Source organism: Mesotoga sp. Brook.08.105.5.1 (assembly GCF_002752635.1).
Classification (GTDB): domain Bacteria; phylum Thermotogota; class Thermotogae; order Petrotogales; family Kosmotogaceae; genus Mesotoga.
Map to the genome: position 1 here is coordinate 1 of NZ_AYTW01000025.1, position 12,677 is coordinate 12,677.

Here is a 12,677-nt window from a genome sequence, read left to right on the forward strand (position 1 = left end):
GGTAGTGAACGTTACGGGAAAAGGCGGGACAGTGATCCCGTCAGGTGAGTACCAGAGGAGACGAATACAAGTGAACCACCGTGAACGTGTCGTAACGACCTTTAGTGTCATCTAAACCGGGGGGTGCTACTATCCCGGGATAAGTCTGGAGGATACCTGCTTACTGTCCAGATGGTGACCGGCATACAGGTGGCGTGACCCTGGTACAGGCTTCGATTAGGAACTTGGGAACCTGGATCTGGATGTTAAGGGAAAAGCCACAAGTGGAAGACCCACGAGGGTGAAAGTACCGATGCCAGATTCAGGGGCGGAACAGTCCGTAGTAGTGATGAAGCTCCTGTAATGGGAGTGGAGCGAAGGGACTGTGTTATCCAGTTTTGTAGGTTAGTCAACCAACTCTGTGCAGACAACCGAAAGGGAGGAACTGTGAAAAGAGACAAGGAAGGAGCAAACAGACAAGATGAGGTCGTATGAAATCTCCTTTGCACATTGGACAATGAGGATAATCTATGCGGCTGGATAATGGGAGCCGGATGAATCGAGAGGTTCAAGTCCGGTTCTGAGAGAGCCTGGGGGTGAAATCTCCCTGGGCTACTCACGGAGAGACAATGACCGTTGCTGACGGTGAAGAATGCTGGATCGTCGAATTCTATGGAAGAGACCTCTGGGCTGGCGTAAGAATCCCTAGTGATCACTTCACAGTTGCTGCGAACAGAGCAAGGATCATGGAAGTCGATTTCGAAGATACAGAGAACGTGATGGCCTCCCCGAATATCGTTTCTTTTGCAGTTGACCAGGGCTGGTACGATCCCAGTTCAGGTAAGCCCTTCAACATAGCAGAGATTTACGCTCCGAACGACAACCTTTATGCAACTAGAAGAGAGTGGAGAGCATTCGATCTGGTAGCCCCGTCTCTGGGTCTTAGCCCTCACGACGTAAGGTTCCCTCTTTCAGTGAAGCCTGACAGACTGCTTACGGTTCACGACATATTTGTGATTAAGGGCGATTACTATCAGGGAACGGATTACGATCTTACGGTAGGACTTGCTGCCGGACCTTGGGGCGATCCTCTCAGGTACGCAAACACAAGTAGAACTGGAACCTGGGAACGAAGCATCAACATGCACAGGACTTGCTACGTCCATATCGGGCAGACAAACTCCGCCTATGCAGACCCGTTCAAGGGAATCAGCTGGTACGGTTACGGTGCGCCTGATACAACTTACATAGTTCCACTGTGGCCTATTATGAGAGAGCTTCCCAAGTTCTACGAAACAGGCAGCAGGTATGAAGAGTTCAGAAGAGACTCCGGTTGGTGGGTCAACTCTTACGTTCAGCAGATGGCTGAACTTCACTATAATCTTGCGATCCAGGATATCAGGAATTACAGGGATCCCAAACTGGAAGTTCTCTACAAGGTTACACCGGAAGTTCAAAAGATTGCTACAGAGATGTATGAGACTGATCCAGAAGGCGCCATAGATTTGATTTCCAATTATGCCTTTATGAACGCGGTTGCATGGCACGAAGAATGGAAACTGCTTGGCGACAGACTTCTTGGAAACTACGCTCTCGGATATGTCAACTTCAGATCTTCACCGTATCCCGACTGGTGGAACGAAGCTATCGGTTACGGATTCCCCGAGAGATAATTGATTGGGTATCGGAAGCGGCCCTTGCGGCCGCTTCTTTTCATTGCCTATGAGTCTTGAAACGCTTGAGTGTCCTACACTCTTCTTCATCTCAAATGACTACCCGAATAATCAAATCTGCGCTTCCATTTCGACTTTGTTCAAGAAGAATATCGAAATTGGAAATTGGAGCTTCTCACTGTACAAAAAACGTTGGACTTGTGATAACATCTGTCAGTATAGAAGCTGAAGCCGAAAGGAGTGGCAAAGGTGCAAAACATAGAGAAAATCCTTGATCTAGTTGAGGAGCTTTTCGACGAGCTTGAGAATGCAGATGTTCAAGAACTCCATGAAGCGTTGCCTGACATGGAGCAGGACGAAGTGACAGAGTTGAGATCTAGCATTGAGGATTGGATCGACGGTCTTGACGAAATCGTCGCTCGCCTTCCCGAGCTTCAAGCCTCGATTCTCGATCTAAAGGGTGATCTTGAGAGATTGAATGATTCTGTGGTAGAGATGGAAGAGGGTTTTGAGGAAGACTGATAACTACTTCTTGGGGGCTGTGGCCCCTATATCAAACGAATACAGAAAAGAACGGACCAGGGTTACTGGATCACTCTATGACGGCTCCTGCTAGCTCACTCAGAAGCAAAGAGTCAAATAGCCTGTGAATTACGTATTTCACTAGAAGTTCCTTAGGAACGTATCTTTCAAGTTTTTCGCCGAAGAGCTCGTATTGTCTCTTCAGCTCCGAAGGATTGGCCAGGAGAAAGGTAGAGAGAATCCCCGAGACTTCACGAACTTCCAATCTTGAGATAGCGAGAAGCATCTCATGCAGCTCATCAATGTCGACACCTCTTTTTATTACAACACTGTGCCAGTTCGCACTTACCGATTTGAGGCCAGAAACTGCCTTTATACACAGGGATAGAAAGATGTTGGACAAATCGCCCGCAAACGTCTCAATAATCACTCTTTTATTGGATTCTCGAAGGGAAATCAGATTTGGCGAAGCTCTGTGATTGTCAACGAAGTCAAGCAGTATTTGCGAAGCGCCCGGAGAAAGAAGCATTCCATCTGGAATTCTCATTTCAAGGAGAGAAGACCTTATAGCTCTTGCGAACTCCTTCGTCATCAAGGAGCTTCCCCCAAACCACGAGGGCGGTTTGCCACTGCTACCCTTAACTACATGAACGGTCTTCCTGTTTGAGTTGACTTCCTTGACCAAATATGAACGACCGCCGAGCAGAAAACTCATTTCATCATCAGAAGAACTGCTCAGGACGGCCGGGTGGATTTTCCCGATCTCATGTCCGTTGAATATCACAGAGTACTCAAACCCTCCCGGGAAGAGAACTACGAAATCCATCTTTTCCTTCCCGCTGCCAACAATTTCTGCTGTTGATGCACCTTGTGTTACCGATCTGCCAGTCTTTGCAAGAAAAGCCTCGTCGATCAGGTGCTTCAAAAGAATATTGAAGTCTTCAGTCTCGACTTTTCTGAAAGGGAAGGCTCTCTTAAGTATTGAGAGATCATCATGGTAAAGCGAACCTCTGTTTAGGGTAAGACCGATTAACTGGTGACCCAACAACGGTAAGTGATAATCGCTAGGCTTAAGAGGTTCGACCGAACCTACGGCCAGCATCTGCGATATTCCAAGAAGATTATAAAGACTTTGCGGATCTTCTATGAAGACCGAAACCGATGACTTGTTTCCTTTCCTTCCTGCCCGTCCGGCTCTCTGAAGGAATGAAGCAGTTGATGGTGGGATCTCCAGGAAGATCACTCTATCAATATCACCAATATCGATACCCATTTCCAGAGTTGAGGTTGCGACTATGGCCCTCAGCTTTCTGTCCTTCTTAAATTCCTCTTCGATTTCTACTCGCAAAGACTTGGACACAGAGCTGTGGTGGACCGGGGTGTCTATATCTATCGATCTCGCTTGTGCTGCAAACTCCTCTGCCTTAGACCTTGAGTAAGAAAAGACGAGTACTTTATCGTTAGTTTCCGTAAGAAGCTTTTCAAGATATTTAGCGGGAGAGATTTCTTTCTCGGTAAGAACCTCGATTGTTTTTTTGTTTCTCTTCTCATCTACCACCAGTTCCGATTCTCTGTCTGAACTTCCGTTTAGCCACTCTAGCAGCAGCTCTGGGTTCCCAACCGTTGCGGACATCGCGATTCTCTGTTGATCAATGCCGGAGAGTATCTTGATTCTCTCCATCAGAGAGGCGAGTTGAGCCCCCCTTGGAGAGTCAATGAAGGCATGGACCTCGTCAATGATTATAAATTCGAGACAAGAAAGCAGTTCTCTGTTATCACTCAAGAAGATTCCCTCAACTGACTCAGGAGTTGTTACAAGAACTGAAGCTTCCTTTGCCACGGTGAGCTTCTCCGACTGTGTGAGGTCTCCATGCCATTTCCCGACAGTTAGCCCGAAAGGTCTCAACATCAGCTCAAGACGAGATGAAACATCGTTGATTAATGATTTTAGAGGAGCTAAGTAGATGCATTTCAGTCCCCCAGAGATTTCGAGAAGTCTGTTGACCACCGGTATCATTACGGCTTCTGTTTTGCCTGATGCAGTTCCGGCTATCAGTAACAGATTCTTCCCATCAAGAATAGGAGGAATTGTTCTGTTCTGGATCTCCCTCAAGCTTTGCCAGCGATATCTGTATGAGAACAAGTCGATTAGTCTCTGATTAAGTCTTGGATCGACTACCACAAGTTATCAGCAGCCTTTACAGAGTCGGTATTCCCGATCGTGTCTGTCTCATTTCCTAGTCTTGAAGAGTCTAGAAGTTCGACAGTAAGCTTGGTGACTTCCCTAACAGACGGTCTGAGTTTTCCGTCAATTCCAGTGTATTGTTTCATTAGAGTCTCAAGAGTCTTCTCTTCGAAAGAGGAGTCTGCAGCATATGAGTAGCAACTTGAGTAGAGCGATTTTATTCTTCTGATCAGTTTTCTTAGGTCCTCTTTACTTAAGGGATCAAGGTTAAGGATAACTGTCTTTCCGCTGCTGTCACCTGATATGTTTTTCATTCTGTCATAGAGTGCATGATAAGAGGCTATGCCTCTATGTTTGTTCTCAAACCATACGTCCGTTCCTAACCAAAGAAAATAACTCTTCTGAAGAAAACCAGAAGACATCTTGTCGATTATTTCCCTTAACTGGTTGAAAGTCCTATCCCTTACGTCTCTCCTTCTGTTCATAGTTGCTTCAAGTTCGTCCATGATCACAACTAGTCCTGGCACCTGCAAAGTGTCCATTAGCGAAGTGAAAGACCTTAAGAAGTTCCAGCCGTCGTCTTGCAAAAAGTGGTATATTCCGTGCTTCTTCATGGTTCTTCTGTCGACGTTGTCTCCTACCAGGTAGGCGTAAAACTCTTCGCCGGGAGCTCCTTTCCCAGCGCTCGCAACATAAGCCGCGCAGAAATGAGAGAACATTCCATTGGGATCGTAATTGTCACGGGTAGATAGATACTCCCTCACATTACTAACATCATCACTTGCTATTTTCAGTTCTTCGAGTTCAGCGAGTGTTTTCTCTGCCCAGGCCCTAAGGAATATCTTAAGTGGATTGCCGTTGATACCGACCATTGACATATTCTTCATGATAGACCTGAAGAACTCATCCTGTTTGTGAAGGGTGTCATAGTCCTTTTCGGAAAGGCAAGATATCATCATTCCTCTTTCTCTGGAGACATATTCGGCATATCTTGCGAGGGTAGTCTTGCCCAGACCGTATTCGCCTAGAAAGACTCTGACTTTGCTCTTTCCGGTGAGGACATAGTCTATGTCGCTTTCAATTTCCTGAGTGTATCTTTCTCGACCCGTTACAATTTCCTTAACATAATCGACGGGAACCGCCGTTCCGGCTCTTATCGCCTCAAACATGGGATGGTAATCCACTGATATCTCCTTTCAACTTTCCATCATTCTTCTGAAGCGAATCTCGCTCTAAGTAAATCCCTCGTTTCTTCATCGAAATTCGTTCCCCAAACAAGCTTCGGTACATCGCCGCTAATCACTTCTATAAGAGGCTTTCCCCCACTTGTTATCTTGGGCGCGACAACGAAAACGCTCCAGAACGTCAATCCCAGCTCCTGAAGAGTGTACTCTCTCTCGGGCTCAGAAGAGAGAATCCTGAAGACGGTCTTCCTTGCCTTTCCAGCAAGGGATTCAATCTTTTCTTCCAGTTCTTTAAATCCATCTCTTTCTTCGGGCATTTCTGGAAGGTTCACACGACCTAATTCAGCCGTATCCAGCTCTGGAAAGCAATAGTTCCATTCGATTTCGTTCATCCGCTTAACCGTCCATTCAAGTTCATAGTGGAGAGAATTTATCTTCTCCAGCAAGTCTATGGATATCGGCTTATTCTTTGTTTCCGGTACTTCAGGTCCCTCAGATTCTTCTTCGGCGTCTTCTTCGATAAGCCTTTCAATGATTAGATCCTCTACCGTCTTCTGATCCTTGTCTTCGGCGTTACTCTCGCACTGATACTCCGAACGATTCTTCTGCTTCGCTTTTAGTGACGCTGGAAGACCGTTTTGTGGGTATTCCTTCCACGTAGACATAACCCTTGCCTCTCTCAAGAACTCTATGAATGTTCTTGCGCTCTCTTCTTTCGCAAAGAAAAGCTTAATTAGTGGTACTCCAAAACCTGTAGCAGAAACGGTGACAACATAGTAATTGAAGCACTCGATCCTTTCATTGTTCTTCGCTTCCTTATCCGGTCCGCCTCCAGGAAGAAGGTATTTCCAGGTATATCCGACGAACAAAGCATCCTTGCTGTCGAGAAAAGCTTCTCTCGAGAGTTTTAGCTCTTCCAGCTGTGTTCTTATCGAGTTGAATGGGAAGTTTCTCCCGGCCTTCATGAGTCCCAACGATGAGACAATGAGCTCGTCAATAGAGCAAAGGACGTAGACGCCACCGCTTTCTTCTGCCTTTATTATGCGGAACTCGCTTCTTCTTGCAGAATACCTCATTGTTTCTCCAGCGTGAGCCAGCGGCTCTTTTATCTGTCGTTCCTCGACGATTGTCCAGCAAGCCCAACCAGCCATCGACTTCTGGAATGACGGCAAGATCCTCGCACTTATCTTTTCGAAGTACCACTTTCTTGCTTCTTCCCAATGGCTTTGGCATAGACCATATTCGGTTCTTGCCTCTTTTATTCCTTCTAACCATGTAGCAAGCGTACCGTGTTTTCGAATTCCCCTTTCCAAGAAGGCTATGAAGAGATTGTCTGGCACTGTCAACCATTTCATGAAGGTTGAACAGTATCGTTTGATTTCTCTAATTATTGTCTCAAGCCTTGATAATTGTATCTCTACACTACTTTCGTCGTATTCACCAACGGCGAGTTTGATCTGATTGTCGAGGAATCTGAAAACCCCTTCTTCAGTCGGAGGGAATTTCGCGAGAAAATCTACGAGATCCGACTCGATCAACGGTAGTAGAGTTGTATCAAGGCCGAATACACTTGAAACAAACTCGCTTAGGGGAAGGTTCACTCCGAATTGCTCTGCCCTTCTACGTACCTTCTCGTATAGAATCTTGAGATCCCTTAACCCTGTAACGAATGAGTCTGATTGATTCACAATTCTGTTGGCGTAATGAACGACTATTCTCTCCAAAATCTGAGGCGCTTCTTTGAAGAAATCCAGGAAGCTCATGAAGCTCTCATCGAAAACCGGACGTTCTGTTGCCGCCAGGATAAGCGTCTCAACGAGGGCAACTGTACTCTCAGATGATGCTGAGACAAGCTGACCTTCGATGCTTCTGTATATGAAAGCGTACTTAGTATCAAACAGTCTCTTGAAAAGTGTTGCAACCATTGGTGTCTTGAGAGATATTAGAGCAGCGTTTGAGGTCTCAATAAGTGGTATCCAGCTCTTACCCTCAAGACTCTCGTTTGCTTTCTCAATAACGTCTTCAGAAGACAAAAAAGTAATGAATTCCCGATGTCGAGAATCAGACAAGATATATCCCTCACTTAAAGTAGCTTCCAAATTGATTATACTACACTTAATGAAGGCGATTTGCAGCTTCCGGAAAACACCGAATCAGCGCTCGATCTCCAGGTCTATCAGCTCGGCGAGATCCAATAATCTTTCGGCAATAAGCGCTCTATTTTGGCAAGCTCTCAGAAATCTTTGATCCTGCCTGAGGGAGGGAAGAGTTTCCCCGGCTTTTTCCAGTCTTGAGATCGCAAGAAGAAGGTAAGCTCCATCGATGAGTTTTCTGATCATGACAGACAGTCGCTCTTCTGTTTTCTCACAGGCGGCTCTCTCAATATCAGCGAAAAGGAAGTTAATAGACTCCAGAATCACTTTGAAGGAGAAAAGCAAAATGTCTTCTTTTGTTTCTAGAGGAAGAGCTTCCAACCTCCTGAGTTCTGTTATCGCCTCTGCAACTGCAAGCCTTGACTGTGAGGGATCTTCCAGGTATCTCTCAAGTTTGTCCACCGTTATTCCGAAAAGATCTGCAATTTGATCGGCGCTTCGTCCTTCGGAGATGATCTTTCGCAGAAATTCCTTCTTACCCATATAATCACCTCTCTTTAATTATATATCCTGTCGTCTCTGAGGTTAAGCGTCATTATCAAGAGGGCGAAGTGATCTCGTGAATGCCAGTGTTCGCAATTGAAGTTGTTTTTCTCCAGAAACGTACTAGAATTTAACTGGAGGTGGTGCTATGAGAAGAAGTATTCCTCTACTGGCAATTATCATTATTAGTTCATGTCTTTGCTCAACAACTTTCTACTTCGGAATGGGATTCGGCGGGCTTGTAGAAGTATCACTAAACGACTACGAATGGAAGGTTCGGATTCTTCCAGTTCCTTCTTTGTCTAGTGGAGGAGTCTTCGCCGGCGGTCTGATCTTCAATGTACTAAGAGATAGAGGATTTGCGGTGCTGCCAGCCAATCAGCAAGAGAAGTTGAGTGTAGTTGATACTTTTCACTGCGAAGCAATAGATGTAGATATTGAGAGACTGGAGGTGTTCGTTGCAGATGGAACGCTTGGCTTGAAAGTCTTCAAATTCTATGGACCGCTCTTCTATAGGCATGTCCAAACCATTCCGTTGAAGGGGTGGACAAACTCAGTGTCGTACTGCAATGATTATGTTCTGGTCGGCAGTGAACTCGATGGATTGTTTGTTGTGAGAAGAGGTGATAGCGGATTTGAGCTGATTGATCAGATTCATCCGCGTTATATTAACGATTTGGAAAGTGGATTGACCATTAATGCGGTCGCCGTATCCAAAGGAGCGTTCTACGTTGCTGCTGCTAATAAAGGCGTTCTGATATTCGAGATAAGCACGTTCGGTCTGGAAGAAAGACAAGGGATTCCTGTTGGTTACGCTATGGATGTTGCAGTTCTTGATGGAGAAGTCTTCGTCGTTGACTCTTTGGGAAGCAGGATTCTGATATTTGACGAGAGCGACCACACCCTAAAGGAGAGTCTGGAAGTTGAAAGACCCTTGAGAGAGTTAGTGCCGATATTTGACTGGCGGCAGGGCAGAAAGCTTCTTTTGTGCCGATTTGATGATTCCGTTTCCGTCATTGATAAAGAAACCTTTCAGGAAGTGTTCTCCCTGAAAGGCTCGTTCTTTGGAATAATCGAACCAAGATACCTCTTCGGTTATCCCTTTCGCGAAGAATGAAGTGAAGCACCACTGACGAAATATCTGGACAGCGCCAGGAAGAGAACAAGGATTGGAATGCTTGCTATGACTGCAGCTGCCATCATCGCACCTTCATTTGTGTGCTTTTCCGTTGCGAACTTGACGATGTAAAGGGGAATGGTCTTCATTTCCTCGCTTTGCGAAATCAATAGCGGCCATAGAAGATTATCCCACTGGGTTCTGAATGTTAGAATTGCCAGAGTCGCGATAGCCGGCGCGCTGTTGGGGAGTATTATTCTCAAGAAGATGCTGAATTCACCGGAACCGTCGATTCTTGCGGCATCAATTATCTCGTCTGGAAACGTGATAAGGTATTGTCTCATCAAAAAGATGCCGAACGCGTTCATTAGAAATGGAAGGATCAGTCCTATATAGGAGTTTTGAATCTTCAGTGATGTGGCTACCAGATAGAGAGGAATCATGATGGCTTCAAAGGGGATCATCATTGTGGCCATTATCAGCAGAAAGACAAGATTTCGACCCCTGAAAGGGAACTTCGCCAATCCATATCCTGTGAGGGCGGAAAGAAAAACGGTAGAAATCGATACTACCCCGGCTACGATGAAAGAGTTAAGAATATTTCTAGGAAAAATGAAACTCCCATCGTTTCCCCTCAAGGCCTGCCAGTAATTCTGCCAGTAGAGATCTTTGGGTATCCACGGATAAGGCATCTTAAGGATATCTCTCGATGGCATGAGAGATGCGGTAAACATGAATACAATTGGTGCAAGGATTACAATGGCGGTTAGGATCAGGAAGGCCCAAATCAAGACATCGACGATAAATGATTGCTTCTTAATGGTCTTCATCAGCACCCCCTAATAATCGACTTCTCCGCCCGATCGGCTTACCCTAAACTGAATCCAGGTGAAGAATAGCATAATAGCGAATAGCAAAACGCTCATAGCGCTTGCCCTTCCTATGTTGTGATCTCTTATTGCTGTGTTGTAAATGTTCAATGTAATGACGTTGATCGGTTCAGTAGGGGCTCCTGATTGGGTGAAAAGGTACTGCGTGCTGAACGTCTTGAGACATTGCAGCATCGACATTATCGATACTAAAACAGTTGTAGGTTTCAGCAAGGGGAGAGTAATGTGCCAGAAGTCTTTCCAGCCATTGGCACCGTCTATTTGAGCTGCTTCGTGCATACTCTGCGGAATACTTGCGAGCCCCGTTATATAAATGATTGTGAAGTAACCGATATATTTCCAGAAATAGACAAGTATTGTGGATAATCTTACCATACCTGCAGTTGCTAGCCACTTGTAGTCTTTCCCCACGGTTCCTAACAACGTGTTCATTGTTGTGTTGGCCAGACCCCTTGGATCGAAAATCAGCAACCAGATCGCTGCTGAGACCACAGAAGAGAGAACGGCCGGAGAGTAGAACGCCATTTGGAAGAATTTCTGAAATCTTCGCCTTGACATTATCAAAACTGCAAGAAGAAGACTGAATACAACAATGGGAATGAATGTGCCTAAAGTGAAAATGAATGTTGCTTTCACCGAGTTCCAGAAGTCTGGGGATTTCAGCAGGTACTCGTAATTTGAAAAACCGATAAATGTTGGTGGACGAAGATCAAGTAGTCTCTTTCTGAAGAGGCTCGTATAAAAAGCATTTATGATAGGGTAGAACGAAAAAACAGCAAAGAAAGCCAGCGATGGTAAAACAAAGAACCAGCCCCACCTTGCCTTTTTGTGCTCTATACCCCGATTGAAGATATGTCTCAAAGGTAAGGCTCACCCCTTTCGATATTAACATGCCCGCCTTTCGGCGGGCGAATTGTCTAGTATTGATCGTCCAAGACTTCTTGAACCTTTCTGCGAAGAGTGTTGAGTGCGTTTTGGGAACTTGTCCCGCTTAGCATAACGGACTCAACAGCTTCCTTAATCAACGACTGGATCTTCGCAGAGCTTTCGGAGAAGTAAACGACAGTTGACTTTTCAAGGTCTGAGATGAAGACATCTGAGTACGGATAGTTCTTGAAAGTCTCTGATTCGAGAAGCTCGTTTGTTGGAATTATTATCGCTACCTTTTCAAGGTATTCCTCTGCGTGGCTTAGCATGTATGATATGAACTTCCACGCCATTTCCTGGTTCTCCTTCGGTTTCTGGGAGTTAACCATGTAGTAATGTCCATAGTAGTGAGCCGGAACGTGATTCACAGCGTTTTCAAATTGTGGGAAGGGGACAACCATGAATTCGCCGCTTTCATAGAACTCAGGATTGTCTGCCTTTATTCTAGCTATCTGATAAAGCCCTGATGTACACATTCCAATGTCGTTGTTGTCCATATTGAAAAGACTTCTGGCGTTTTTATACGTGGGCGACCCGAGATTTTGCCCATTTGGGCCCCAGGCGGCCATATAATCGAGGAAATTGAGCCAAGCTTCATCGTTAATGATTGCAGTCTTCCCATCGTCACTTACAAGTTTTCCTCCCATCTGTTCAACCAGAGGCATGAATGCAACGAGATAATACGGATATCTGAAGTCGAAACCTCGGCGGGTGATAATCTCACCCTCTCTTATCGTTAGTTTCTCGGAGACATCCATCATCTCTTCCCAAGTCTTAGGATAGTCGACCTCGGGGTCGAGACCAGCATCTCTGAAGACTTTCTTGTTCAGGAATATGCACCAGTTGGTTATTTCGAGAGGCAGCCCGTATATCTCGCCCTCATATGTTACTGGAGCGAGAGTTCCAGGTAGATACGATGCTAAAAGACCTTCTTTACCTGTGTAACCAGCTGCTTCATAATTTACTGGAGCCACTCTACCATTAACAATATAGGCGAACTCATCTTCTACTGACATATTGAAGATGTCTGGGCCCTGGTTGGCTGCGAACGCGGTCAGAATGAGTTCCTGGATTTTCGTCGAAGATTGGGTAACCCTTTTAATAACTACATTGGGGTACATCTCTTGAAATTCCTGGATGAAACGTTCTTCAAGTGGAGTTCTGTTCGGATCTTCATGAGTCCAGAACTCCAGAACGATTTTGTTGGCGATCAGTGCAGACATAGTCAGAAGAAAAGACAGGATTAGCACGAAAAGAAAACGCCTATTCATCAAAAAACACCTCCCCATAGAATTGGAGCAACTGCTCCTGATAAAATAATACAACGTTGATGCATAAATACGAAACTTATTTTGACTGGATCTAGGCTGTTAGGAATCCTTCTTGCAGAGATAATGACCAGGGTGTGCCAAGAAGGCGAAGAAAGAAACTTCAAGCCATGCTTAATCGAAGATGAGGGAGGGCCCCTCGAAGCCGCCATGCAGGTGGAGGCTTCAAACCACCGTAAGCTGCTGTGGTAAAGAGCCATGGTAGTGAACGTTACGGGAAAAGGCGGGACAGTGAT

The 12,677-nt window shown here is 45.5% G+C and carries 10 protein-coding genes; 3 read left to right on the forward strand and 7 right to left on the reverse strand.

Annotation, left to right across the window (positions count from 1 at the left end; translation table 11 throughout):
- Positions 1-575: 575 nt before the first annotated feature.
- Both V512_RS09275 and V512_RS09280 read left to right on the forward strand, forming a co-directional pair.
- Positions 576-1,652 carry a C69 family dipeptidase gene (locus V512_RS09275; RefSeq protein ID WP_243392353.1) on the forward strand — a complete coding sequence of 359 codons (1,077 nt, stop codon included), beginning with the start codon at positions 576-578 and terminating at the stop codon, positions 1,650-1,652.
- 249 nt (positions 1,653-1,901) lie between these two features.
- A complete protein-coding gene (locus V512_RS09280) occupies positions 1,902-2,174 on the forward strand; it encodes a hypothetical protein (RefSeq protein ID WP_099830199.1) in 273 nt (90 codons plus the stop codon).
- A 70-nt stretch (positions 2,175-2,244) separates the two neighbouring features.
- Here V512_RS09280 and V512_RS09285 read toward each other — a convergent pair whose 3' ends face one another.
- From V512_RS09285 to V512_RS09300, 4 genes are all read right to left on the reverse strand, one after another.
- Complete coding sequence (locus V512_RS09285; RefSeq protein ID WP_099830200.1) at positions 2,245-4,356, reverse strand: DEAD/DEAH box helicase; 2,112 nt, start codon at positions 4,354-4,356, stop codon at positions 2,245-2,247.
- Positions 4,350-5,543: a BREX system ATP-binding domain-containing protein gene (locus V512_RS09290; protein ID WP_099830201.1), complete on the reverse strand. Its 1,194-nt coding sequence runs from the start codon at positions 5,541-5,543 to the stop codon at positions 4,350-4,352. The genes V512_RS09285 and V512_RS09290 overlap by 7 nt, the downstream gene beginning before the upstream one ends.
- 23 nt (positions 5,544-5,566) lie before the next feature.
- A complete protein-coding gene (locus tag V512_RS09295; protein ID WP_099830202.1) occupies positions 5,567-7,612 on the reverse strand; it encodes a hypothetical protein in 2,046 nt (681 codons plus the stop codon).
- A gap of 84 nt (positions 7,613-7,696) precedes the next feature.
- Complete coding sequence (locus V512_RS09300) at positions 7,697-8,179, reverse strand: hypothetical protein (RefSeq protein ID WP_099830203.1); 483 nt, start codon at positions 8,177-8,179, stop codon at positions 7,697-7,699.
- Positions 8,180-8,327: 148 nt separating this feature from the next.
- Between V512_RS09300 and V512_RS09305 the strand changes: the two genes are divergently transcribed.
- A complete protein-coding gene (locus V512_RS09305) occupies positions 8,328-9,296 on the forward strand; it encodes a hypothetical protein (RefSeq protein WP_099830204.1) in 969 nt (322 codons plus the stop codon).
- On the opposite strand, the gene V512_RS09310 is transcribed toward V512_RS09305, so the two are convergent.
- From V512_RS09310 to V512_RS09320, 3 genes are read right to left on the reverse strand one after another with little or no spacing between them, the layout of a single operon-like run.
- Positions 9,275-10,126, reverse strand: coding sequence for a carbohydrate ABC transporter permease (locus V512_RS09310; RefSeq protein ID WP_099830205.1), 852 nt, complete (start codon positions 10,124-10,126; stop codon positions 9,275-9,277). The genes V512_RS09305 and V512_RS09310 overlap by 22 nt on opposite strands.
- Positions 10,127-10,135: 9 nt before the next feature.
- Entirely contained in the window at positions 10,136-11,047 is a 912-nt protein-coding gene (locus V512_RS09315; protein ID WP_099830206.1) for a sugar ABC transporter permease, read from the reverse strand.
- Positions 11,048-11,103: 56 nt separating this feature from the next.
- A complete protein-coding gene (locus V512_RS09320) occupies positions 11,104-12,384 on the reverse strand; it encodes an extracellular solute-binding protein (RefSeq protein WP_099830207.1) in 1,281 nt (426 codons plus the stop codon).
- Positions 12,385-12,677 lie beyond the last annotated feature (293 nt).

Coding starts and splice junctions, on each gene's coding strand:
- V512_RS09300 (WP_099830203.1), bottom strand. CDS start 8,179: ATGGGTAAGAAGGAATTTCTGCGAAAGATCATCTCCGAAGGACGAAGC.
- V512_RS09305 (WP_099830204.1), top strand. CDS start 8,328: ATGAGAAGAAGTATTCCTCTACTGGCAATTATCATTATTAGTTCATGT.
- V512_RS09310 (WP_099830205.1), bottom strand. CDS start 10,126: ATGAAGACCATTAAGAAGCAATCATTTATCGTCGATGTCTTGATTTGG.
- V512_RS09320 (WP_099830207.1), bottom strand. CDS start 12,384: ATGAATAGGCGTTTTCTTTTCGTGCTAATCCTGTCTTTTCTTCTGACT.